We start from the raw sequence: 25,529 nt of genomic DNA on the forward strand, positions 1-25,529 counted from the left end.
GAAAAAGTATCACCCCCGGAAAAGTTTTTTTGGATGGGCCCGGCGAGGGTCAGGCGTACAGCCGCTCCAGCGGTATCGCCACCATGGGTAACGCGGGGTCGAATGCATGCCGGGTGGTCTTGTAGGGAAAGAGTTCACCGCGGGCGATGGTGGTGAATATCTGCGCCACTTCGAACGCCTGCCCTGTCTGCCAATGCCGCACACAGACCCGCGGATCGGTGTAATCGAGCTGGATACAGGGCACCCGCTTCAAGCCCAGTTGCAACGCGGCGTTGAAGCGGTGATTACCGTCCATCACGATGCCTCGCGAGCGCTCGACGATGATCGGTTCCAGCCAATGTCCCGCACGAACGATCGATTCACGCAACATCGTCACATTGGCCGGATCGACCTGTTCCGACTGCAGCACCCGGCACAGTGGCCGCAACGCAATCTGATAACCCTGTTCCATGATGATCTCCTGATTGGCCGAGGGTTCAGCAGGCATCGACACGGGCAATGGGCGTGTGCTGGCGGGCGACATCGAGCAGGCGTTGGGCGTGCTCGATCAGCGGCAAATCGACCATCTCACCGTCCACTTGCACCGCGTGACTGCCCGTGGCCACCGCGCTCATCACCCGATCGGCCCAGGCCAGCTGGCGCGAGTCCGGCAGGAAGGCGCGTTGCACCGTGTCCAGTTGCGCGGGGTGGATGCACAGCTTGGCGCCGAAACCCAGCGAACGCGCGTAATGCGAGTCCCCGGCGACCACCGCCAAATCGCTGATCGCCGGCGTGACACCATCGATCGGCGACGGCAAATCGGCGGTTCGCGAAGCCAGCACGATGCGGTTGCGGGCGAACAGAAACGCCTCGGGTATCTGGCTGCAGTTGATATCGAGGGAAAAATCCAGTGAACCGAACGCCAGGCGTGCCAGGCCGGGGATCGCCGCAATCGATTCCACCTGCTGCAGCCCTTTGGCGGTCTCGATGATCGCGACGATCTTCAGCGTCGGCTGCCACTGCAGCAGACGTTCGACCACTCGGCTCAAGGCCTCGGGGCACTCGGCCTTGGGCAGGAAAATCCCGTTGCAGCGCTGCGGGAAGCGCATGTCGTTGAGCCAGGTCAGGTCCTGGCGAAACAACGTGCTGCTGACGCTGTTGAGGCGAATGTAACGCTCGCAGGCAACGCTCGGCGTTGTCTCCTGCCAGGCCCAGATGGCGGCGCGGGCGGCCGGTTTGCTGTCCGGGTGCACGGCGTCCTCAAGATCGAGAATGATCGCATCGGGCCGCGCTTCGACCGCTTTGGAAAAGCGCTCGGGACGATTACCCGGCACGAACAGGTAGCTGATCGCGAGTGGGGCCTTGCTGTTGAGTCGATCGAATTGCATGGCGTTGCTCCTTGGCGTGAACCAGTCGTGGTTTCTGAACATTTTCCGGCCCCGTCAGCGGCAGATCCGGGTGCTCGCCCGGGGCCTCTTGCAACAACCCTTAACGCCTTGGGGATCAAGGCATTAAAGGACTTTTTTATTTCGGGGCGACCGCTTCCTTGAGCGTGTAAATACACGTTCATTGAGTGGCCTTGCGCCGGTCGTTATTCAAAAATATTTGAAAACCATACTTGATAATAGTTCTCGTTCGCAATATTGTTCGCTCCGCCAAGAGGAACTACCCTCGCTTCAAAGCACGTTATCAGCACCTCGGGAAGTACAGGCCAGTGATGTCATTTGAATCTCAGTTGCCGGCCATCTACAGGGCATTGCCCATAAGCGGGTGGTCAATCGGAGCGTCCGTACAGAACTTATGGAATGAGGTTCCAATGCGATTTTTTTGTGATCCATTTATTACGATCGGCGTTAACCATCCAACTTCAGATATCGCCTGGCATCCGCCTCCGAATTTCTAAACCCTGCTTTTAATTAGCAAAAGATTCCGATAGCAAACAGTTATCAACCTATCAGTGGCGACGTTGTTTTCGACGCCAGGGGTTAACGATGCCTATAGCAAATTCACTGCCTGCCGAACAACTAACTAAAGTTCATCAGCCAGACATGTTAAAACCGCTGATCGACCCAGTCATTTCCACGCTGATCAACAAGTTCCCGGGTACGCTGGATGACTTGGTCAAACAACATGGTTCACCCTTGAATCTGGTTTGGCCCCATGCCTTTGAATTAAATACACAGGCTCTCCTGGCCGTGTTGAAACGCTACAACGTGCCTTACGCCATCTTCTATGGCGCCAAGGCCAACAAGTCCCAGAGCATGCTCGGCGCAGCGGCGAATTCGGGGATCGGCGTCGATGTGTCGAGCATCCACGAACTGCAAGCGGCGCTCCGGGCCGGTACACCCGCCGCCAAAATCTGCGCCACGGGACCGGCCAAAACTGCCGTATTTCATCAGGCACTGGTCAGCGCAGGTTCACTGATTTGCGTCGATTCGCTGGAAGAGTTCGATCATCTGCAAAGCACTGTCGAAGCACGGCGCCCCCTCACAAAAGCCAGGGTTTTACTGCGTTACAGGCCCAAAAGCAGCCCGCAGAGCCGCTTCGGCATGAACGCGCAAGACTTGCTCGACAGTCTTCAACGGCTGACCAGAAGCACTGATGTTTTTCACTTCGAGGGTTTCCATTTTCATCTGGGCGGCTATGGATTCGAATCCCGCGCACAAGCGTTACGCGAGGTCACCGGGTTCGTCGAGGCGGCTCGGGAAATGGGCTTGAGTCCACAGATGATCGATATCGGTGGCGGTTTGCCGATTCGTTATGTCGAGCCGCAGACCTATGCCCGATTCTTACAGCACGACAATCAACCGAGCCATTATCACAACCAAAAAGTTCCCGACGCTTATTATCCCTACGGCGCAGAACTGACGGCGCCACAATGGTTGACGTTATTGCTGGAGGCCGAGCATTCACCCGGACTGTCCATATCCAATTATTTAAAGCTGCAGAATATAACCCTGGCGCTGGAACCCGGGCGGAGTCTCGTCGATCAAGCAGCAATTTCATTGTTTCGCGTTACCCGCACCAAGCAACTCGCCGACAACAAAACCGTCATCTTCGTTGAAGGCAGTAGTTTCAGCGCGTGCGAAACCTGGTTTGCCTCTGAATACCTGGTTGATCCGATCCTGATCAGTTCACACGCCCCGCCCCACACCCCGACGCAAGCTTATATCGCCGGCCATAGTTGCCTGGACGATGACGTTATCAGTCACCGCCTGATCAACTTCTCGACTGCACCACAGCCAGGCGACTTATTGATTTACGTCAATACCGCCGGGTATCAGATGGACTTGCTGGAAAACGAGTTTCATCGCCATCCCCTGCCCCGGCGGTTGACGGCGACCTGTTGTACGGAAGGTAACTATGCGTTTTCACCTGACTACTAAAGGGAATAGTTGAAATGATATTGAATAAAACTTCGGATCTTATAGGTAACACGCCGATGTTGGGCATTGAAGTTCCGGATACCCATGCGCGTTTGTTGTTGAAGATTGAAAAGAACAACCCCGGCGGGAGCATCAAAGATCGCATGGCACGCAATATGGTGTTGGCGGCGCTCAAGTCCGGCCGCCTGAAACCCGGCGGCGTGGTCGTCGAATCGTCCTCCGGCAACACCGGGATTGGGCTGGCCATGGCAGCGGTCGAGTTTGGTTTGCACTTCATCGCCGTGGTCGATCACCACGCCGCACAAGACAAGATCGCCGTGATGAAGGCCCTAGGTGCGGACATTCGTTTCGTCAAAGGCACCTATCGCGAAGATGAAGTCGCGGTGGTCGAGCGGCAACGACTCGCCGCCGAACTGGCCAGCGACATTCCCGGTGCCGTGTTCATGAATCAGTCCGACAATGCGGCCAATGCGGGTGGCTACAGTGATTTCGTTCGCGAAACCATCGCCCAGGTTGAAGGCGTGATTGGCGCCTATGTCGGCTGCGTCGGCACCGGCGGCTCGATGACCGGCATCGCTCGCGGCCTGAAACTGCATAACCCGGACACCATCACCGTGGCGGTGGAACCGGCCGGCTCCATCGTGTTCGGGCATCCCGGTTATCCCTACTACCAGTCAGGCACCGGCACGCCGGCCGGCGACACCGTCGGCCTGGTGCTCGACTACAGCTGCATCGACCTGGGTGTGCAAGTCACCGATTCCCAGGCCTTCGAAACCGCCCGCTATATCGCGCGCAACCTCGCCCTGTTAGTGGGAGGCTCAACCGGCGGTGCGATCTTCAAGGCGCTGGAACTGATCCACAAAGGCGTGCTGACCGGCAACGTGGTGGTGCCAATCGCCGACGGCGGCGAGAAATACCTGCACACGGTGTTCGACGAGAAATGGCTGCAAGAACGCGATCTGATCGATCCAGGCATTGCGCCGCAACTGGATGCCTGGCTGGGCAAGACCCAATGGCTGGAATCCTTCTCCGCACCGCTGCAATTGAGCGTCGCATGACTCACCCACCACACAGGAGCACCGCTCGATGAATGTGTTGAAAGTCGCCATCTGTGGTGGCGGCAGGACCGGCCATCTCAACGCCATCCTGTTCAAGCAGCTGCCCAATGTTCAGGTTTCGATGCTCACCGGCAATCTGGAGATCATCGAACGGCACGCCCGCCAGACGCCGATGCGGGCGCTGTTGCCCGACGGTTCGACACTGGAGGCCCGACTGGATCGCGTGACCACCGATGCCAGGACAGCCGTCGAGGATGCCGACATCGTCATCATCACCGTGCCTGCCCATGCCCGACCGCAAACCTTGCAAGCCATCGCGCCGCATCTGAGTGCAAGCAAACCGGTATACATCGGTGCGATTCCCGGTTTCTGCGGTTTCGACTGGCTGGCCGAAGCCGCCCTGCCCGACCGTCCGAACCTGGTGATCTGGGGCATGAAGGATGTCCCGCATACCGCGTTCGAACTGGCGCCGGGACGCTCGATCAAAATGGGCGGCGGCAAAAGCAAGCTGTATGTGGCGACCCATGCCAGGGAGTCGCAGGCATCACGCCGACAGCTGCAGGAAATGCTGACCCGGCTGTACGGCCCCTGCGTGACGATGCTGGAAAACTACCTGGAGATCACCCTGACCCCGGGCAACCCGATCATGCACAGCTCGGTGATCTACGGACTGATCGGCCCCTACGGCCAGTGGCACCGCAAGATTTTCCCGCAACCCATGTGCTGGTGGACCGAGTGCCCGGAACTGGGCGCCTACTTCCTCGAACGCATGGATCAGGAAAGCCAGGAGTTGTGCACGGTCATCAGTCAGCGTCTGGGCATCGACCTGTCCTCGGTCAAATCCCTGAAACAGGAAATCGTCGACGCCTACGGCGAGCAAATCCGCGACCAGAGCAGCATGCTGGCGATTCTGCGCACCAATCAGGCCTACAACGACATCCTCGCGCCGATGGTGCCAGCCGCCGACAACCGCGCCGGCTACGTGATCGAACGCGAGAGCCGGGCCTTCAACGAAGACGTCGCCTACGGCCTGGTGCTGTTGGTGGAAATGGCCAGGCGCTTCGACCTCAAGGTGCCTTACATCGAAGAAGTCTTGCACTGGAGCGTTGGCTACATGCAGGGCCTGCGCGACTCGGCACTCGACTACTTCCCCAGCCATTGGCCACGCCCGGCAACCGCCGCCGCCTGATCCATTCATTCAATTTTTCGACGAGCAGACCGCTGATATGGATGACTTCAAGACACTGATCGCCTACTCCCGCCAAAACGCGATGCGACGTTTGATTCGCTGCCTTTTTGCCGAAAATATCCTCGACCGTTCGGCCCTGAGCTTTTCCGACGAGGGCAACCAGGCCACTTACCCACTCAAGGGCGGCCGCGCTCACCTGGCCTTTTCCGACATCGCCAACGGTCCGGCCGACACCGTGGTCAACGACGGTGACGTGGTGCTGGTCACTGACGAAGGCTTGCGCCAGGTCATCACCAGCCATCAGGACATGCTCGATGTGCTGCGCGACAGTTTCGACTTCGAACCCACCGACGAAGGCGTGGCCGGACTGAAGGCCGACATGGAAAACAGCCTGACCAATGACGCGCACGCCCGTCAGTATCGCCAGCAATGGAACGCCCGGTTGCAACAGGCCGCCGGGGATCACGGCTTCGCCAGTTTCACCGACTACCTGCGCCAGCAGGCCAACACCAAGGACGCCGCGATCCTGCTCGACCAGTGGGGTTCGCTGGAAGGTCATCCGTACTACCCGACCTGGAAATCGCGCCCGGGCCTGACCGATGCCGAAGTCGAGCAACTGTCCCCCGAGTTCAATGCCCAAGTGCCGTTACGTATCGCCTCGTTGCGCGCCGACAACGCGAAAAGCGAGAGCATGCCGCACGTGACCAGTTACCACGACTGGTTCGCCAGCCATTTCCCGGCGCAATGGGAACAATGGAAAGCCTCGCTCAACAGCAAAGGGCTGGATGAACGCCAGTGGCTGCCGTTGCCGATACACACCTGGCACCTGCAGACCTACGTACTGAAGACGTTCGCGGCGGAAATCGAAGCGGGGATTCTGATCACCGACGGGCCCGATATCGCCACCCTGCCGACCATGTCCTATCGCACTATGATGCCGGTGCTGGACGACTGCGCGCCGCTGATCAAGCTGCCGATCGCCGTGTGGATGACCAGTGAGCTGCGCAGCCTGCAAGCCAAGTCGATTCACATGGGGCCGCGCATCAGCACGGTGATCACCAGGATTCTTGAGGCGGAAAACGGCTTCGATCAGCGTCTGGAAATCTTCCCGGAAGAAATCGGCGTGCGTTACAGGAACGCGATCACTCAGGACGATCATCCCGGCCGCCATCTGTCCGTGGTCTATCGCGCCAGCCAGCCAGCGTTCGAGCGCGCCGACGATTGGCTGCCGATTACCGTGGCGTCACTGTTCACCCGCTTGCCCGGCAGTGGTCGGCCGCTGTTCACCGATCTGATCGAGCGCGACGGCGTGCGGGCGAGCCCCATCCAGGTTGAACACTGGTTCCGTGAGTACGCCACCGTGGTGACCCACCCGGTGGTGGCGATCTATCTGATGTATGGCATCGGCCTTGAAGCGCATCAGCAAAACACCATGGTGCTGTTCTCCCCCGATGGCAAAGCACGTAGTCTCCTGATCCGCGATTTCGGCGATGGCCGCACGTACGCTCCGTTACTGGAAGAGCGTGGCTACAACCTGCAGCCCCACGTACAGCCGGGTATTCTGCCGACGGTGTTCGCCGGGGATATCGAGCCGGTGCGCATGTTCGTGCTCGACGCGGCGTTCCTCACGCATCTGCACGAGATGGCGCTGTGGCTGACCAAGGAATACGGGTTGAACAACACACGGCTGTGGGAAGTGTTGCGCGAAGAAACCGACCTGGCCTTCGAGGCTGTGCGCCACCGTGTGTCGCCGGCATTGTGGGAGGTCGAACACAAGGCGTTCGTCGAAGACCCATGGCCAACCCGGTCGTTGCTGCGCATGCACTTGATGCAATACAGCAACTATCGTTTGCAACACACCCTGACCAACCCGCTCGCTAGCGTTTAACCGAGGCTGACTCATGTCCCATGCAGGTGTCATCCAGGGTTCAAGAGTACGAATCCTGATTTATCTTCTATTTGCGATCCAATTGGTATCGATGGGTGCGATGGAAATGAGCGGGCCGTTCTGGCCTGTCCACCTGCGTGGGCTGACCACTTCGGAGTCGGTTTTCAGCTTCGCCAGCATCGCCGTGTACGTCGGGCCGATGCTGGGCATTATTCTGACCAGCGCATTCTGGGGCCGCATCGGCGATCGCTACGGCCACAAGTTGATGATGATCCGCGCCCTCGCCGGTTTGTCGTTGACCCAACTGGGGCTGGCGCTGTTCAGCGACATTTGGGTCATTCTGATCCTGCGTTTTTTGCAAGGCGCGTTCGCCGGCTACATCGCCCCGGCACAGGCTTATGGCGTCAGCATCGAGGCCCCTTCGCGGCGGGCGCGGTTGTTCGCCATCCTGCAGATCTCGACCAATGTCGGTTCGTTGCTCGGCGCCGTGGTCGGCGGATTGATCCTCGACTACGCGACGTTCTTCTGGATCAACATCATCGCCTCGGCACTGTGTGCGGTGTGCACCGTGATCGCCGCCGTGACCTTGCCGGATGTGCCGCCGGTGAAGAAAGCCCCGGCCGCCGACAAGGCAACTCCCGCCGGCCGTTCAGGCAGTGTGTGGCAGGGCTCGCCACTGCTGTCGTTGCTCGGTGTGATGGGCATTCTGCTGCTGGCGCGGATGCTGCCGCAGACCGCCTTCTCGCTGTATGTCAGCTCGGTGTTCGAGGTCAGCCACTCGGTGGTCGGCCTGTGCTACGGCTTGCTGGCGCTGGGCTTCATTCTCTCGGCCACGGCCTGGTCGCGCTATTTCGAACACCGTGGCCAGCAGGAAACCCTGCATCGCCTGACTTACGTGGTGCTCGGCTGCATCGCCCTGACCGCTGTGGCGGGCATCACGCGTAATCCGCTGGTATTTGTTGTCGCTTACTTCATCTGGGGCGTGCTGCTCGGTGCGACCACGCCGGTGCTGATGGCGCTGATCTCAAAAACCGCCGACAGCTCGCAACAGGGTCACGTGCTGGGGATTGCCCAGGGCACGGCGCAATTTGCCTCCATCGCGGGGATTTCAGCCGGGGGCTTGCTCAGTCAGGTTTACGGTCTGCAATACACCTACCTGTTCGTTTGTCTGGCCTATGGGGTGGCGCTGATCCCGATTGTCGCGCTGCGCCACTGGCCGGCGGTCATGCAACCGAGCCATGCCCCGCCGGGGGATTGATCAAGGAGTTCGTGCTTTGAACATTGAACAACTGCGCGCCGATACGCCCGCTGTCGCGCAACTGATCCACTTCAACAATGCCGGCGCGGCGCTGATGCCGACGCCGGTGATCGACACCGTGACCCGCCACCTCCAGCTCGAAGCACGCCTTGGCGGGTATGAAGCGGCCGCGCAATGTTCGGCCGAACTGGAAAACGTGTATGGCGCCATCGCCCGGCTGATCAACGCTCAGCCGGACGAAATCGCCGTGATCGAGAACGCGACCCGCGCCTGGGACATGGCCTTTTATTCATTGCCGCTGCAAGCGGGCGATGTGGTGCTGACCTCGACCACCGAATATGCCGGCAACTACATTCCTTACCTGCAACTGAAGCAGCAGCGCGGCATTGAAATCCGCGTCATTGCCAACGATGAGCATGGCCAAGTGTCATTGCCGGCACTGAAAACAATGCTCGAGGACGAGCGCGTCGCGTTGATCGCCTTGCCCGTGATCGCCACCAACGGCGGTCCCGTGCAACCGGTCGAACAGATTGGCGCCCTGGCCCGCGCTGCCGGCGTGCTGTTTCTGCTGGATGCCTGCCAGGGGGTCGGACAGATGCCGATCGATGTGCAGAAAATCGGTTGCCACATGCTCGCGGCCACCAGCCGCAAGTACCTGCGCGGACCGCGGGGCATGGGATTCCTGTATGTCGAAAGGTCCTTGTGCCAGAACCTCGAACCGGTCTTTCTCGACCTGCACGCCGCATCGCTGCAGACATCCGATACCTTCGAAATCCGCGCCGATGCCCGCCGATTCGAGAACTGGGAGTGCAATGTCGCCGCCAAACTGGGCCTGGGTGCGGCGGTGCAATACGCACTGGCCCAGGGCGTGGACCCCATGTGGTTGCGAATTCAACAATTGGCCGCCTACCTGCGTCAGCGCCTGGCGGATATCCCGGGCGTCACACCGCGCGACGTCGGCAGCCTCACATCAGGCATCGTGACATTCACTCATCAGGGCAGCAGCGCCGCGCAGGTTCAACAGTGGCTGGCGGCACAGGACAAGCGCATCAACGTGACGACCTCGACCTTCCGTTCGACCTTGATCGATATGCAGGACAGGGACTTGCTGGAGGTCAATCGCGCTTCGCTTCATGCCTACAACACCGAAGCGGAAATCGACACGATGATCGCCGCACTGAGCTGTCTGCCGAGCGCCTGACGGGGATACCAATCGGCGCTTGCGTCGCAGCCGGGTTGCAAACTAGAATTGGGAATACTTCTCAATTGCATAAAGCTGCAGCCATGAGCGAAACCCTTCCCGCGAATAACGACCATCACCTGCGCGCGATCGAAGCCCTGTACAGCGGCCATCACGGCTGGCTGTACGCGACGCTGAGAAAAAAACTGGGTAACGCCATGGACGCGGCGGATCTCGCGCAGGACACCTTCACCCGTATCCTCGCCTCCCAGGTCACCGTCATCGAACAGCCCCGCGCCTACCTGAGCTGCGTGGCCAAGGGCATTCTGGTCAACTGGTATCAACGCAAGGCCCTGGAACGCGCCTACCTGGATGCCCTCTCTCACTTGCCTGCGCCAGAAGTGCCTTCGCCGGAGTCGCGCTTCATGGTTCTGGAGACCCTGCACGAAATCGACGCGATGCTCGACGCGCTGCCGCCACTGGTCAAACGTGCGTTTCTGCTCTCGCAGATCAGCGGCCTGAAGTATGACGACATTGCCTCGCAACTGGGCGTCTCGCTGATCACCGTCAAACGCTACATGAAGCAAGCCTTCGTGCAATGCCTGTTGCTGGTGGAATGAATGCTCACACGTCGCAACGCGCCGCCCCCCGATCAACAGGCCCTGGAAGAAGCGGCCGACTGGCTGATCCGCTTGAGTGAGGGCGAACTGAGTGACAGTGAACGCGCCGAATGGGACTGCTGGAAAGCCAGCACCCCCGAGCGCGGCCGGGCCTGGGCGCGAGCGCAGTTGTTGCAGAGTAAACTCGGCGGGCTGCCACCGTCGCTGGCGATGTCGGCGCTTGACCGCCCAAACAGCCCGGAACGCCGTGCGGCGCTGGGCAAACTGGCCATGATCCTGGCGATCCTGCCGGTTGGCTGGGCCAGCTGGAAGCTCGCAGAGTCCCGACAATGGTCGGCCGACTATCGCACCGCTGTCGGCCAGCGACGCGAACTGACCCTGGCCGACGGTTCGAAAATCACCCTGAACACCGACACTGCCATCGACGTGCTGTTCGACGCCAACCAACGCCATATACACCTGCGCGAAGGCGAAATACTGGTGCAGACCGCGCCGGACAATTCACCGTCACCCCGGCCGTTCCTGGTCAGCACCCGCCAGGGCCGCCTGCAAGCGTTGGGCACGCGCTTTACCGTTCGCGAACTGCAATCACGCACTCGCCTTGCCGTCCTGGAAGGCGCTGTGAAGGTGGATCTGGCAGAAGATCGCAAGGGAACACCGCTGATCATCGGTGCCGGGCAACGCACCGATTTTTCTTCCAGCACCTTCGGCCAGGTCAGCGTCGCCGACCGCTCCGCCGGCGACTGGACGCAAGGCATGTTGATGGCGGACAAGATGCGCCTGGCTGACTTCGTCGACGAGTTGACGCGCTATCACCGTGGTGTTGTGCGCCTCGACCCGGCCATTGCCGATCTGCGCATTTCCGGTGCCTACCCCATCAGCGACACCCAGCGCACCTTGAACATGCTGGCGCACACCTACCCGATCCATGTCAGCGGCCATTTGAATGGCTTCTGGGTCATGCTTTCCCCCACTTGAGTCGCCGAAAAATATTGCCGCACCGGTGATACTTTTTTTGATCTCGACTGGCTATGGGGGAGAAGCACTTTACCGTCCTGTTTATAGGTCCATCCATTCATGCCTGCTGCACGCCTCCTGCGCCCGGATCGTCAGTTCAAACCAGTGATTCGCAGTACGTTGCTCAGCCTTGTCCTGATCGGTGTCGTTTGCCCGTTTGCCTTGGCCGTCGTGCCTGTCCAACTGGACTCTGTCGCGGTCCGTGCCTACGACATTCCCTCCGGGCCGCTGGGCGCCACCCTTTCCAGCGTTGCCGTCGAGGCCGGTATTGCGCTGTCGTTTGAGCCTTCCCTGACCGAAGGCCTGACCAGCCCTGCACTGATCGGCCATTTCACCGCGCAAGACGCCGTCACTCGCTTGCTGGACGGCAGTGGCCTGGACATGGTGTTGCACAGCGATGGCAGCTACACGCTGGTGCAGCGCCGGGTGACGCTGGATGAGACGGCAGTCATCGGTACCGACCAACGCGCCGATGCTCTGCCGCAGGTGTATGTCGGTGGCCAGGTGGCCAGCGGCAGCCGTCTGGGCATTCTCGGCAATACCGACGTGATGGATGCTCCGTTCAGCGTCAGCACCTACACCTCGGCGCTGATCAAGGATCAACAGGCCGTCACCGTCGGCGATGTACTGGAGCGCGACTCCTCCGTACGTTCCACGGGGCAGACCGGGGGCATCGTCGACTCGTTTTTCATCCGTGGTTTTCCCGTCGGTGAAGGCAACCTCGGTGAATTGGCGTTCGACGGCGTCTACGGTGTCGCGCCCAACTACCGGGTATTCACCGAGTACGCCGAGCGTATCGAACTGGTCAAAGGCCCCGGTGCCCTGCTCTATGGCATGTCGCCCAACAGCGCAGTCGGCGGCGTCATCAACGTGGTGCCCAAGCGCTCCCTCGATGAAGACCTGACCCGTTTCACCGCCAGCTACGCCATGGACTCGCAGCTTGGCGGGCACCTCGACGTGAGTCGACGCTTCGGTGAAGAACGTCGCTTCGGCCTGCGCCTCAATGGCAGCACCCAACTGGGCAACACCGCGATCGACGATCAATCGCGGCATGTCGATATCGGTGCCCTGTCCCTTGACTATCAAGGCGAACGCCTGCGTACCAGCTTCGACTGGCTCAATCAGGAAGAACGTTTTGACGCTGCTTCGCGCCCCTTCCTGATCGCCTCGGGCGTGGACATTCCCTCGGCGGCCAATGGCCGTATCAATGTGAGCCAGGCATGGGGCTGGTCGCGAACCCGGGACAAATCCGCCCTGCTCAGTGGCGAATACGACGTGAGCGACGCACTGACTGTTTTCGCCCACGCCGGCGGCGGCCAGTCGGATGTCGCGCGGATGTCCGACCAGACGCCGAACCTCATTAATGCCGCCGGCGATACGTCGTCGATTCCCGGCTATTACAAGTTCGAAGTCGAGCGATACACCCTCGACGCCGGTGCACGCCTGCGTTTCGACACCGGGCCGGTCAGTCATCGCACCGCCCTGCAAGTCAGCCGTTATCGCGATGTGCTGTCGCGCGGGATCATTTCCGGCGCGCCGATCCTGTCGAACATCTATCACCCGGTGGATCGGCCAAAGCCGTACATCCCCAAGCCGGACACGCCGAAAGTATCCGAAAGCGAACTGACCGGCGTGGCGCTGGTGGACACACTGTCGGTGCTCGATGACCGGGTGCAGCTAACCGTCGGCGTACGCCGGCAGAACATCAAATCCGACAACTACAACGCCACCGGAATGGTCACCACGTCCTACGATGATGGCCGGACCACGCCGCTGTACGGCGTGGTCATCAAGCCCTGGGATCACGTTTCGTTTTACTACAACTACATCGAAGGCCTGAGCAAGGGCGACATTGCACCGTCCACCGCCTCGAACGCCGGCGAGATCTTTGCCCCTTACGTTTCCCGTCAGCACGAACTCGGCGTCAAGGCCGACTACGGCAACTTCACCTCCACCCTTTCCCTGTTCCAAATCACCAAACCCAGCGGGGAACTGGCCTCCGGGGTGTTTGCGGTACAGGGCGAACAGCGCAATCGCGGCCTGGAGCTGAATGTGTTCGGCGAAGTCGCCCCAGGCACGCGACTGCTCGGTGGCGTGACCCTGCTCGATGCGCAACTGAGCAAAACCTCGGTGGCTGGCAACCGTGGCAATAAACCGGTTGGCGTACCCCAAGTGCAAGCCAACCTGTGGGCCGAACGGGATACCTCGTGGCTGGAGGGACTGACGCTGACCGCTGGCGCGATCCATACCGGTAGCCAGTACGTCAACCAGGCCAACACCCAGAAACTGGATGACTGGACCCGCTTCGACGTCGGCGCGCGCTACACCACGCTCATCGATGAGCGACCGACCACGTTTCGCGCCACCGTGCAGAACGTGTTCGACCAGGCGTACTGGTCGGGCGTGGCCTCCTACGGCGCGTTTTCCCAAGGTTCACCGCGCACTTTATTACTGTCGGCAACTGTCGATTTCTGAAACGTTCAGCCGGCTGACGGTGTGAACCGTTGACCGATCTGACTTTGCAAAGGCTTTGACCATGGTGATTTTCGATAGACGCAGCTATGCATGGGTTGCACTGCTACTGGCAGGACTGCTGGGGCTGTTTTCCTGGGTACCGCGCCCTGCGCACGCCGCCGAGGCGGACACGGCGCGCACCGAGGTAACCGATCTGCTGGGGCGCAAGGTCAAGGTTCACCTGCCGGTCAGGCGCGTCATCCTTGGCGAAGGTCGACAGTTGTATCTGGTCGCCGCTCTTGACGTGCAAAACCCGATCGAGCGCATCGTCGGCTGGCGCAAGGACCTGATCCAGTCTGATCCGGACACCTACAACGCGTACCTGCGCACATTTCCCGGCATCGCCAAAATCCCCACCTTCGGCGGTTTTGAAGACGGCACCTTCGACATCGAGCAGGCCATTTCCCAGCGCCCGGACGTGATCATCCTCAACATCGAGGCACAGCACGCCACTGAAGATGCACGCTACATCGAAAAGCTCGACGCGCTGGGCATTCCGGTGGTGTACGTCGACTTCCGTAACAACCCGATGCAGAACACCGAGCCGACCATGCGCCTGTTCGGTCAACTGTTCGCAAAGGAACAGCGCGCCGAAGCCTTCATCGATTTCCGCAACCGGCAGATTCATCGCGTCACCGACGTCATCGAGAAAAATCACCCACCGCGTCCCAGCGTGTTCATCGAGCGAATCGGTGGCTACACCGATGATTGCTGCCTGAGTTTCGGCAACGAGAACTTCGGTCTGTTCGTCGAGATGGCCGGTGGCAACAACATCGCCCGGCGCATCATTCCCACCACGTTCGGCCAGTTGAATCCCGAGCAAGTCATTGTCGCCAACCCGGCCCATGTGGTGATCACCACCGCCAACTGGGAAGCCTTTGCCCCCGGCGGCCATTGGGTCGGCGTCGGTCCTGGCGCCGACATGACCCTGGCACGGAAAAAACTCGCCTGGTACACACAGCGTCCGGCCTACGCCGGCATCAAGGCTCAGGACAACCAGGCGTTTCACGCCATCTGGCATCAGTTCTACAACAGCCCCTATCAGTTCGTGGCCATCCAGCAATTGGCGAAATGGTTCCATCCCGAACTGTTTGCCGATCTCGATCCGGAGGCGTCATTTCGCGAACTGCATGAACGCTTCCTGCCCGTGCCCTATGAGTCCGGCTACTTTGTCAGCTTGCCGCAACCGGAGGTCAAACCATGAGTTCGTTGACTGACGCCGTGGTCGTACAGCGCGAGACCTATCGCCGCCTGGTGTTGCGCAAGCGCTTGATCCTTGCGGGGCTGGTGGCCCTGTTGTCATGCAGTGTGCTGCTCGACCTGGCGCTGGGGCCGGCGAGCTACAGCTTCAGCGAAGTCATCGGCGCGTTGTTTTCGCCGGACAGCGCATCGACGCAGGTTCGCGTGGTGATGTGGGACATTCGTCTACCGGTGGCGCTGATGGCCGTTGCCGTCGGGGCGGCGCTGTCACTGGCCGGCGCACAGATGCAGACCATCCTCAACAACCCGCTGGCCAGCCCGTTCACCCTGGGCATTTCCGCAGCCGCCGGTTTCGGCGCCGCGTTGGGACTGGCGTTCGGTGTCGCGCTGTTCCCGCTGGCGGCGCAATTCATGGTGCCGCTCAATGCGTTCATCATGGCCATGCTCTCGGCGCTGTTGATCCATTTCCTGAGCATGCGTCGTGGCGTCACCGCCGAAACCATTGTGCTGCTCGGCATTGCACTGGTGTTCACCTTTAACGCGCTGTTGGCACTGGTGCAGTTCTTCGCCACCGAGCAAGCGGTTGCCGCCGTGGTGTTCTGGACGATGGGCAGCCTGACCAAAGCCACCTGGCCAAAACTCGGGGTGATCTGTCTGGTGATCCTCATCACCTTGCCGATCTTCGCCAAACGCGCCTGGGCTTTGACCGCCCTGCGCCTGGGCGACGACAAGGCCGCCAGTTTCGGCATCAACGTGCGCAGGCTGCGTTTTCAGACACTGATCATGGTCAGCCTGCTGGCCTCGTTTCCCGTGGCGTTCGTCGGCACCATCGGTTTTATCGGACTGGTCGGCCCGCACATCGCCCGCCTGTTGATCGGTGAAGACCAGCGCTTCTTCCTGCCCGCCTCGTTGCTGACCGGATCATTGATCCTCTCGGCCAGCTCGGTGGTCAGCAAAACCCTGATCCCCGGCGCGATATTCCCCATCGGCGTGGTCACGTCGCTGATCGGCGTACCGTTCTTCATATCTCTGATTCTCGGCGGGAAGAAAAACGCATGGTGAAGCTGCAGCTGGACAATCTCGGTGCCCGCTATGGGCAGCGCGAGATCATTAGCGGTGTGTCGTCTACCGTATTTTCCGGCGGTCAGGTGGTCGCCGTGGTCGGTCCCAACGCCGCTGGCAAATCGACGCTGTTCAAACGCATCGCCGGGCTGATCGACGGACCCGGACAGGTGATTTTGCAGGACTCGAAAAAAGGTCCGACAGGCATCAGCTATATGCCGCAGGGCCTGAACGCCAGTGCGCGGTTGACGGTGTATGAGTCGGTGCTGCTGGCGCGCAAGCAACTGACGCCGGGCTGGGTCGTACACGATGATGAGTTGAAACTGGTCGATGAGATTCTCGCGGCGTTGGGCATCACCGGATTGTCCTTTCGCAACCTCGGTGAACTCAGTGGCGGGCAGCAGCAGTTGGTGTCCATCGCGCAAACCCTGGTGCGCGAGCCAGAAATCCTGCTGATGGACGAGCCGACCAGCGCCCTGGACATGCATCGTCAGGTGCAGGTGCTTAACTTCATGCGCACACTGGCCCGCCAACGCGAGGTGATCGTGTTCATCGCCATCCACGATTTGAATCAGGCACTGCGGTTTGCTGATCAGGTGCTGGTCATCGCTGAGGGCACCGCGCAAGGCAGCGGCCCTAGCTTCGAGGTGATTACCGAGCAAATGTTGCGCAACGTTTACAAGGTCGAAGCGCGAATAGAACAATGTAGTCGCGGACTGCATCACATTCTTATCGACGACATCGTTTAACGTCGGATGTGCGGCCAGTCATGACTTTTCTTCAGGCGAAAAAAATCGCCCGCGTCGGGTTGGATAGATGAGTTGTGTAGTCGTTAGTCGGAGTGATTCATTGCGCTGGCGTTGATACCATTGCGCCCACGTTCTCCATGCATTAAGGGATGTGGGGGAAAATAGAAGCCCCGGCGATTGCGAACCGCCGGGGCTTTGCTTTTTCAATCCCGCTGAGCGTCTGGCGCCGTCCATTCGGACGCCGCCCCAGCACAGCCAGACCCGCCCTCGCGCCACGCCTTCCGTACGCACTGCCCGATACGGCACGGCTCCCCAGGGCGTGAGGGAATAGCGCTGGGACTATTCATAGCGGCTCAGATTGTGGGAGGTCATGGCGGGGAAATCGAGGTGGAGTCAACGCTGGAAAAAGGAACAATCTCCCGCGTGATTTTACTCTTACGCCATTAACCGTCCCCAATACACAGCACCGCAGCCCCCTACACCATGCGGTGAATGTCTCTTATGGGTCGTTTTGAGCCGATCACGACAGGCAGAAAACGGCCGATTGTGTTGAAAAAGTCGGTTCTTCCAGACTGTCCGCATACTCACTGTGGAAAGTCTCCTGAGCTGCTCTACGCTGTACGACAGGGCGCTCCGACCAACTTGCAGGCCTAGCCTGACGTTGGTGCCCTGTTGTCAGCAAAACTCGACCCCCAAGACTGTACTGAGTCCCCTACCTGATAACAGGGTGCACCCCACCTTTTGACCGCGAATATGTCAAATGGAGAATTGCAAATACTCAAACTATTACTATTGGGTGATCCCTAAATTGAACGAATTCATTCCTGACGCTGTGCGGTTGTCGCAGATCTTTTCACAAGCAACAGCCCCGACGTTTTTCCTCGGTGCAATAGCTGCGTTCGTTTCGTTAATGACTTCGAGATTATCAGCTGTCATCGACCGTACACGGGTACTCAATGCGATCCCCGAAGACGACCCGAGGCGTGCGCATCTCAGGGCTGATCTGGAGAGATTGAGGCGGCGGGCTAACTTATTGAACGCTGGAATCCTGTCTTCTCTGCGCGGCGGTCTTTGCGCCACCCTGCTGCTCGCTATCATCTTTTTAACTGAGTTCATGGGCTTCAAGTACGCCTATGGTGCCGGCCTTCTTTTTATAGTCGCCACATTCTTCCTAGGTGTAGGTCTGTTTCGCTTCGCCCAAGAAGCTAAAATCAGTGTCAGTGCGGCGGATGAACACCTTTGACCGATTCAAATTCTTGATGTCCGGAGCCCCCGAGGCACTACCTCCTGACACGACGAATTCCCCCTGACTTCGGGACATCTCTGATAGTCCGCTATGGGCGATTGCATGGCTCAGATCATCTCTCCACCAGGCAATACGCTCGAATAGTCAAAGCATGGGTAACAGCCATTGGACTTGATCCGACGATGTACGGTACCCACACGCTACGGCGAAGCAAAGCATCTTTGATCTATCGCAGGACCAAGAATTTGAGAGCAGTTCAACTGTTGCTTGGTCATACGAAGCTCGAAAGCACTGTCAGGTACTTGGGCATCGAGGTAGACGATGCTCTAGAAATGGCAGAGCAAACAGAAGTCTAATCATCCACGGCGACGGTCTGGGCCCGACCGTCGCTTTCCGGCCCAAAGCGGACATCCATTGCCCGTACTGCCCCAACTTGAGCGCCTCTCGATAAACAAAATTGGCAGTGAAGTCAGTCATCAGCCGTGGGGAATCCGTCTGAATGCTTCAGTCCTGCTGCCAGCCATCCTGATTTTGCACACTGCGTCCAAGTTAAATCTCTATGTGTTTGTTGACGCAGACGTTGCGTTTGTTGCCGAAATTTCAGGAAATGGCTGCGGCCTTTACCAATAGGGATCGCAAGTAATAGAAGCTTGGTTCCATGGCTTAAACAGCTCAAGGTTTCAGATCGAACTGGTGGAGTTTCTTCGCTGCCGTGCCGAAGTGCCCAAGCTGGTACACCGCCGCACCTGCTGGCGAGAACGTGAACGTATCAAACGGTTCGGCGATCATCTTGTCCAGGTACTCTCTGGGTGCAAGGCCGGTGGTGACGTGCGGATGGTAGTTCTCGCCAGAAGACTTAGGCACGAAGTCCGAAACGTAAGTGATCAAGGCAGGGAGGACCTCAGGAACGTCGCCGGTGACGAACGCGGCTGAGGTTCCAGTTTTCACCGTGAACGGGGCCACCGCGTCGATCACCTGCATTTCCAGTTTGATCAATTCGGGAGTTGGCTTGATGACAATGCCCGAGAGGCCAAGGTCTTTGTCTGGTATGTAGTAATACTTGATAGCTTCCAACTTCAGGCCGGTCACATTGGTGCTGGCGAAGACTTTACCGACGGCGGCATACACTTTTTCAAGATTCTCGGTGAGGACGAAACGCTGTACCAAGGTGATGTGGGGGCGGTGTGTGGCGTCCAGCGCAAAGCCCTTCGGGAAAACTTTGAGCAGGCGGTCATTCACGGCTTGCGAGTGCTGGAGCATCGTATTGTCCGGCTCAAGCAGGATGTCGATGGCCGTGACCGCAGGTGTTGCTTGCTGAGCATGCGCAGTCGCACCCAAAATCACCAAGGCGCAAGCCATCAAGCCTTTCAACACAAAAGGTTTGAGGTTCTTCGTCATGAGTTGCATGGCTGTATTCCTCTCTTCGTTTGCAGATTATTGGCGGGGGCTAACATTAATTATTTGTCGAAGGCAAAAATACGTTTCCAGTCGTCCTTCATGCTGACCACGATCCACCCCTGATTTTTCGCCTGCTCATCTAGCGCGGCAGGGAAGGCACCAAGTTTCACATCTGGCAGTCCGCGAGCCGGGCCGTAGGCATATTCGCGCGTCGCATCATCATGCAGGACCAGTAGCATAAGCCGCGCGCCCTTGCCGCCCTGCGTGTACTCCAGCATTTCTTGATCGCCACTCGAATTGCCAAATGCGGCAATCGGGCGCCGGCCAATAAACTGGTTGATGCCGACGGGCTTTCCGCCCTTGTCGTCAATGAAGTTCAACTCAGGCAATCGCACTATCACCGGTTTTCCGTCACGCAGTTCAAACTGCGTCTTGATGCTACTGCCGACGACCTGTTCTGGAGGCACTCCGTAAACCTGCTCCGTCCACACACGCATGAACTCAATGCCACCGCCAGAGACAATGTAAGTCTTAAAGCCGTTCTCGCGCAGATAAGCGAGCACTTCGAGCATCGGCTGATAAACCATTTCTGTGTAGTGCTTGCCAGTTTTTGGATGCGTTGCGGTGGCAAGCCAATCCTTGACCACCTGCTCAAACTCCACAGTAGTCATGCCGGCATGCGTGGCCATGATGAGTTCCAGTAAGGCGTGGTCTCCTCCGGCGAGCGCTGTTTTCAGATCCCCCTTGAGCAATGAGCTAAAGGGTTCCTGTGTCTTCCACTCGGGATGCTGTGGCGCAAGTGCTTTTACACGGTCAAGCGCGAAGTAAAGCTGAACGGGCATCGGCTGCTCGCACCAGAGCGTGCCGTCGTTGTCGAAAGTAGCGATGCGTTCAGCGGCCGGCACAAAGTCTGGTGAGCCCGGTTTTGTCACCTTCTCCACGAAGTCTACGATGGATTGCTTGGCAATCCCGTCGTGCCACAAGGGCAACGGATCAGCAGCATGGGCGATGTTTGTAGCGAGCACCAACGCGCCAACAAGCGTGATGAAGAGGAATCTAAGTGAACGTACAGTTTTCATGGACACGTCCTGTCAGATTTTAGGGAAGTCCTTCAGCCAATATGGCCTGAACTCAACACATGGGTGCCACGCAATCAGGGGTTGGTAACCGATGTTGAATCCCCCCTGATTACGCGGTGGACGAGATGCAATTCGCGACCTCGGCCAAGGTCACCACGGCGGTTTCAGTTGTCAGCTGGGATCTGAATCTTGATGCCTTCTTTTTCAAGGTCGTCGCGCACTGACTGGAATTTCTGGTACTTGGACAATTCGATCGGGCCGTCGTAGCTCATGCTTTGCAGTTTGCGAGGAGGATACTGAACATAGGTTTTCATCAGCTTCGCAATTGCTGTGCTGATAGGCACCATCGTCCAGGTATGCTCGGTGTAGTTGTTCATGAAAATGTCATAGCGTTCCTGTGGATCTTGCAGCAAGTCGAATACTTGCGGCACGGTTGCTACGTATTTGGTTGGCCCCTTCCAACCCTGGTTGGTGTCGACGGCCAGACCGCCCGTCACGGCGCCATTGTCGCCACGCAGGTTGAACACCGCCTTGTAGTTGCCGACACGGGCAGCCCCTGGGGACAGTTCGTTCTCGGTGAAGTAGAACCACTCTTTGCGAGGATCAGGGCCGGTACCGAGCAGCACCGGGGTCATGTCATAGCTGTCGAAGATGATCGGTTTGCCTTCGCGATCCTTGTCCGGCAGCTTGACCCCAGCCACGGAGGCGAAGGTCGCCATCAGGTCTAGGCCGCCCATAATGTCGTGATTTTTGGTGTTCGGTTTGATTTTACCCGGCCAAGCCATGATCGCCGGAACCCGGTTGCCACCTTCACGCACCGTGCCTTTGGTACCACGGAAGGGCGTGTAGCCAGCGTCCGGATAAACATCCTGCCAAGCGCCGTTATCGGTGGTGTAAACCACCAGGGTGTTTTTATCCAGACCCAGCGCTTTTAGCTTGTCCATGATGCGGCCAATGCGGGTATCGAGTTCGACGATTGAGTCGGCATATTTAGTCTTGGAGATCGACTTGTGCACAAACTCCGGTGCCGGCAAGTTCGGCTGGTGTACTTTCATGAAGTTGACGTTGATGAAGAACGGTTTATTGGATTTTGACGCGGTGTCGAGAAATTCCAGCGTGGCTTTTTCTACATAGTTGTCAAAGAACGGAATGCCGACCACACCGGGTTTGCCATCAATGACCGGCGTGTCTACGTACTGACCGTTGATCTTGAACTCCTCAACCGGCTTTTCCCCGGCTTTGGCCGACAACGCGCCCTTCGTCACTTTGGCAAACATCGCTCGGGTTTCATCATCCATGTCCGGGAACCAGGTAGGGTCCGCGTAGGTGTAAGCGTTCAGGTGATACAGGCCGACGTACTTCATTACGTCGTAACCTTGAGCATTGGGTAGCGCGTAATCGTCTTCGCCCAAGTGCCACTTGCCGGTGAAATAGGTGTCGTAACCACCGGTTTTGAGTACTGATGCCAGTGTCCATTCCGCTGCTGGCAAGCCACCACCCTGACCCTGAAAGGCTACCGTGGTCATGCCGCTCCGGTTGGGGATGCGCCCGGTTTGCATGGCAGCCCGGCCCGGTGTGCAACTGGGTTGAGCATAAAACGAGTAAAAGGTGGTGCCTTCTGCGGCGAGTTCATCAATGCTCGGCGTCGGCATGCCTCGACCTACCCCCCCTCCGTAGGGGCCCAAATCTCCATAGCCAGTATCGTCGGAGACGATAAACAGAATATTGGGTTTTTCGGTTTGTGCTGCCTGGACAACACCGTTCATCGCTATCAGCAATGAACAAGCAAAGTAAAACCTGGAGAAGCATGGGAGCCTTTTCATGCCTGGTTTCCTTTCTCAAAAGCTGATCCTTTGCTCACCCAACAACGCGATGAGTGCAAGCCAAGGATCCTGCGAGGGACCACCCAATCAACAGCCTGGACAGATCTGGAGACTCGCTAACTTCGAAATAGAAATTCCCACACACTATTCAGGGTTAATGTCGAAGCCTAGTACGAAAGGTTTCGTGTCGTTTGATGCCTTCATACCGCTCGTCGAATATGTCGGCTCTAGGGCATTTGTAGCTCGATCAGGCAGTGCAGTGCAGTGCAACGGGTCGCTTTCTGTCTCTCGCGACTTATGCAACCTTGAAGATCACCTCCCGGCCAATCACCTTCAACGCAGCATTGATCAGTGTCTCGATCTAAGCGACCTGGACCATATTGATAATCTAGACTGACCCTCTTAGACAGAAAGTGAGCAACAGGTCGCATTCAATTATTTGTTCACGTTTTTTAATAGAAAGTGCGAAAGCGCGGGAATCAGAACCAACGCCCCGACCATGTTCCAGACAAACATGAACGTCAGCAGGATGCCCATGTCTGCCTGGAACTTGATCGGCGACCAGGCCCAGGTGATGACACCGGCGGCCAGGGTGATGCCCACCAGCGCCACCACTTTGCCGGTGAACGCCACAGCGTTGCGGTAAGCCTCGGTCAACGACAACCCGGCACGTTGCTGCGCCAGCTGCACGCTCAACAGGTACAGCGCGTAGTCCACGCCTATCCCGACACCGAGGGCGATGACGGGCAACGTGGCAACCTTCACCCCCATGCCCAGCACGACCATCAACGCCTCGCAGAGGATTGAGGTCAGCATCAATGGCACCACCGCCACCACCACCGCGCGCCAGCTGCGGAAGGTGATGAAACAGAGCAGGATCACTGCGCCATACACGTACAACAGCATGGTGCGGTTGGCCTCACGCACCACGATATTGGTCGCCGCCTCGATCCCGGCACTGCCGGCGGCGAGCATGAACTGGCGCTCGCCCTTGCTGTGCTCACGAGCGAAGGTTTCGGCCACCTGCACCACGCGGTCGAGAGTCTCGGCCTTGTGGTCCGACAGGTAGGCCACGATCGGCATCATCGAGCAGTCATTGTTGAACAGGTCCGGGCTGCTGACCGAAGCCTGTTGCGCACCGTAGTTCAGCACGTTCTGGTTACGGGCGATGGTCAGCCACTTGGGGTTGCCTTCATAGGAACCGGCCGTGATCTGCCGCACGGCATTGACCAATGACACAGTGGTTTGCACGCCCGGTTGCTGCTGCAACAACCAGCCCAGGCGATCGGCTTCCACCAGGCTTTCGTACTTCAGGCAACCTTCGCTCGGCGTCTTGAGCATGATCGCGAACTGGTCGCTGGACAGTGAGTAATTGCTGGTGATGTAGGCATTGTCGCGGTTGTAGCGCGAATCGGCGCGCAGTTCCGGTGCACCGGGGTCGAGGTCGCCAATCTTCAGGTGATGACTGATGACAATCCCTCCCACCGCCAGGACACCCGCCACGCTCACTGCGATGGTGGCCCAGCGGCGCTCAGTGAACTTGTCGAGAAAACTCCAGACCGCGCCCATCCCTTTGCCACGCAATGCCTTATTCTCGGCGCGCAGGCTGCGCTCGGCCGCCTTGCGACTGACGCCCCAATACGACAGCAACACCGGCAGCAACACCAGGTTGGTGAAGATCAGCACGGCGACGCCCAGGCTGGCGGTGATCGCCAGGTCCTGGATCACCGGGATGTCGATCAGCATCAACACCGCAAAGCCCACCGCATCGGCGAGCAACGCCGTTAGCCCGGCCAGAAACAGGCGACGGAAGGTGTAGCGTGCAGCGACCAACTGATGGGTGCCGCGCCCGACGTCCTGCATGATGCCGTTCATCTTCTGCGCACCGTGGGACACGCCGATGGCGAACACCAGAAATGGCACCAGAATCGAGAACGGGTCCAGCGCAAAGCCGAACAGCGCAACCAGGCCTAACTGCCAGACCACCGCGATGACCGAACAGAGAATCACCAGGGCGGTACTGCGCACGCAACGGGTGAAATAGAAGATGATGGCCGTGGCAATCACGGCGGCGGCGCCGAAGTACAACATCACCTGCATCAGGCCATCGATCAGGTCACCCACCAGCTTGGCGAACCCGATCACGCGGATCTTCAGCGGGCCTTTGCCCTCCTCGCCCGCCACGCGTACGCTGCCGGCGAATTCATACTTGCCGCGCAGTTTTTCCTCGAGGGTTTTCGAGAACCGGTGGTAGTCGATGCCCTGCCCGGTCACGGGGTCTTTCTCCAGCAGCGGCACGAAGATCATGCTCGACTTGAAGTTGTTGCCGATCAGGCTGCCGACGATGCCTGACCGGGCGATGTTCTGCCGCAACTGCTGCACGCTCTGCGCGGAGCCGTCATAGGAGTCAGGCATCACCGGGCCACCCTGGAAGCCCTCCTCGGTGACTTCGGTCCAGCGCACCGCCGGGGTCCATAGGGACTTCATCCAGGCACGGTCGACGCCCGGTGTCACGAACAGTTCGTCGTTGATTTCCTTCAAGGCGTCCAGATAGCGCGGGTCGAAAATATCACCGTTGCTGCTTTCCACCACCACCCGAACCGCGTTGCCCAGACCGCGCAAGGCCTGCCGGTTTTCCAGGTAGTTCTTGATGAAGGGCTGGCTCTGCGGAATCATTTTTTCGAAGCTGGCATTGAGCGTCAGCCGCGTGGCCGCGAAATAACCCAGCGCCACGGTCACCAGCAGACAGGCCAGCACCACCCACAGGCGGTTATTGAAAATCAGCCGCTCCAGGACGTTACCGGACCGGGCATCGAAGCCCTTGAGCTCGCGCACGACCGGCATTGTTTCGAGTTCGTAGTGACCCATCATGGTGTTCTCTTA

General features: G+C 58.9%; 19 protein-coding genes and 1 pseudogene. 14 read left to right on the forward strand and 6 right to left on the reverse strand.

Going from position 1 to position 25,529, the window contains the following annotated elements; translation table 11 throughout:
* Positions 1-49 precede the first annotated feature (49 nt).
* Entirely contained in the window at positions 50-451 is a 402-nt protein-coding gene (locus tag BLV61_RS01635) for a ParB N-terminal domain-containing protein (RefSeq protein WP_047529471.1), read from the reverse strand.
* Positions 452-476: 25 nt separating this feature from the next.
* Positions 477-1,367: an HpcH/HpaI aldolase/citrate lyase family protein gene (locus BLV61_RS01640; protein WP_090462070.1), complete on the reverse strand. Its 891-nt coding sequence runs from the start codon at positions 1,365-1,367 to the stop codon at positions 477-479.
* 603 nt (positions 1,368-1,970) lie between these two features.
* On the opposite strand from BLV61_RS01640, the gene BLV61_RS01645 reads away from it, so the two are divergent.
* From BLV61_RS01645 to BLV61_RS01710, 14 genes and pseudogenes are all read left to right on the forward strand, one after another.
* A complete protein-coding gene (locus BLV61_RS01645; RefSeq protein WP_244159775.1) occupies positions 1,971-3,365 on the forward strand; it encodes a Y4yA family PLP-dependent enzyme in 1,395 nt (464 codons plus the stop codon).
* Between the two features lie 14 nt (positions 3,366-3,379).
* Entirely contained in the window at positions 3,380-4,423 is a 1,044-nt protein-coding gene (locus BLV61_RS01650; RefSeq protein ID WP_047529477.1) for a PLP-dependent cysteine synthase family protein, read from the forward strand.
* A 28-nt stretch (positions 4,424-4,451) separates the two neighbouring features.
* Positions 4,452-5,612 (forward strand): NAD/NADP-dependent octopine/nopaline dehydrogenase family protein, encoded by a 1,161-nt coding sequence (locus BLV61_RS01655; RefSeq protein ID WP_090462074.1) that lies wholly within the window; start codon positions 4,452-4,454, stop codon positions 5,610-5,612.
* 37 nt (positions 5,613-5,649) lie between these two features.
* Positions 5,650-7,500, forward strand: a complete 1,851-nt coding sequence (locus BLV61_RS01660) for an IucA/IucC family protein (RefSeq protein ID WP_090462076.1) — start codon at positions 5,650-5,652, stop codon at positions 7,498-7,500.
* A gap of 13 nt (positions 7,501-7,513) precedes the next feature.
* The gene (locus BLV61_RS01665; protein ID WP_047529480.1) at positions 7,514-8,758 is read left to right on the forward strand and encodes an MFS transporter; all 1,245 of its coding nucleotides are present in this window, start codon (positions 7,514-7,516) and stop codon (positions 8,756-8,758) included.
* A gap of 16 nt (positions 8,759-8,774) precedes the next feature.
* Positions 8,775-9,959, forward strand: coding sequence for an aminotransferase class V-fold PLP-dependent enzyme (locus BLV61_RS01670; RefSeq protein WP_090462079.1), 1,185 nt, complete (start codon positions 8,775-8,777; stop codon positions 9,957-9,959).
* A gap of 83 nt (positions 9,960-10,042) precedes the next feature.
* A complete protein-coding gene (locus BLV61_RS01675) occupies positions 10,043-10,558 on the forward strand; it encodes a sigma-70 family RNA polymerase sigma factor (RefSeq protein ID WP_047529484.1) in 516 nt (171 codons plus the stop codon).
* Entirely contained in the window at positions 10,559-11,536 is a 978-nt protein-coding gene (locus BLV61_RS01680) for a FecR domain-containing protein (protein WP_090462081.1), read from the forward strand. It begins immediately after the preceding gene.
* 99 nt (positions 11,537-11,635) lie between these two features.
* Entirely contained in the window at positions 11,636-14,050 is a 2,415-nt protein-coding gene (locus tag BLV61_RS01685; RefSeq protein ID WP_090462083.1) for a TonB-dependent receptor, read from the forward strand.
* 61 nt (positions 14,051-14,111) lie between these two features.
* Positions 14,112-15,293, forward strand: coding sequence for an ABC transporter substrate-binding protein (locus tag BLV61_RS01690; RefSeq protein WP_090462085.1), 1,182 nt, complete (start codon positions 14,112-14,114; stop codon positions 15,291-15,293).
* Positions 15,290-16,351 carry a FecCD family ABC transporter permease gene (locus BLV61_RS01695; RefSeq protein WP_047529491.1) on the forward strand — a complete coding sequence of 354 codons (1,062 nt, stop codon included), beginning with the start codon at positions 15,290-15,292 and terminating at the stop codon, positions 16,349-16,351. Before BLV61_RS01690 ends, BLV61_RS01695 begins: the two co-directional genes overlap by 4 nt.
* Positions 16,345-17,100: an ABC transporter ATP-binding protein gene (locus BLV61_RS01700; RefSeq protein ID WP_047529493.1), complete on the forward strand. Its 756-nt coding sequence runs from the start codon at positions 16,345-16,347 to the stop codon at positions 17,098-17,100. The genes BLV61_RS01695 and BLV61_RS01700 overlap by 7 nt, the downstream gene beginning before the upstream one ends.
* A gap of 808 nt (positions 17,101-17,908) precedes the next feature.
* Complete coding sequence (locus tag BLV61_RS01705) at positions 17,909-18,343, forward strand: DUF2721 domain-containing protein (RefSeq protein ID WP_047538702.1); 435 nt, start codon at positions 17,909-17,911, stop codon at positions 18,341-18,343.
* A gap of 98 nt (positions 18,344-18,441) precedes the next feature.
* Positions 18,442-18,702 (forward strand): annotated as a pseudogene (locus BLV61_RS01710) (tyrosine-type recombinase/integrase); the annotation flags it as partial.
* A 316-nt stretch (positions 18,703-19,018) separates the two neighbouring features.
* On the opposite strand, the gene BLV61_RS01715 reads toward BLV61_RS01710, so the two are convergent.
* The 4 genes from BLV61_RS01715 to BLV61_RS01730 form a co-directional block, all read right to left on the reverse strand.
* Positions 19,019-19,753 carry a hypothetical protein gene (locus BLV61_RS01715; RefSeq protein WP_090462088.1) on the reverse strand — a complete coding sequence of 245 codons (735 nt, stop codon included), beginning with the start codon at positions 19,751-19,753 and terminating at the stop codon, positions 19,019-19,021.
* A gap of 50 nt (positions 19,754-19,803) precedes the next feature.
* A complete protein-coding gene (locus tag BLV61_RS01720; RefSeq protein WP_047529495.1) occupies positions 19,804-20,823 on the reverse strand; it encodes an HAD family hydrolase in 1,020 nt (339 codons plus the stop codon).
* Positions 20,824-20,987: 164 nt separating this feature from the next.
* A complete protein-coding gene (locus tag BLV61_RS01725; protein WP_047529497.1) occupies positions 20,988-22,646 on the reverse strand; it encodes an arylsulfatase in 1,659 nt (552 codons plus the stop codon).
* Between the two features lie 435 nt (positions 22,647-23,081).
* Positions 23,082-25,514 carry an efflux RND transporter permease subunit gene (locus BLV61_RS01730; RefSeq protein ID WP_047538710.1) on the reverse strand — a complete coding sequence of 811 codons (2,433 nt, stop codon included), beginning with the start codon at positions 25,512-25,514 and terminating at the stop codon, positions 23,082-23,084.
* Positions 25,515-25,529: the final 15 nt, after the last annotated feature.

This window comes from Pseudomonas mohnii, assembly GCF_900105115.1.
In the GTDB taxonomy this organism is placed as follows: domain Bacteria; phylum Pseudomonadota; class Gammaproteobacteria; order Pseudomonadales; family Pseudomonadaceae; genus Aquipseudomonas; species Aquipseudomonas mohnii.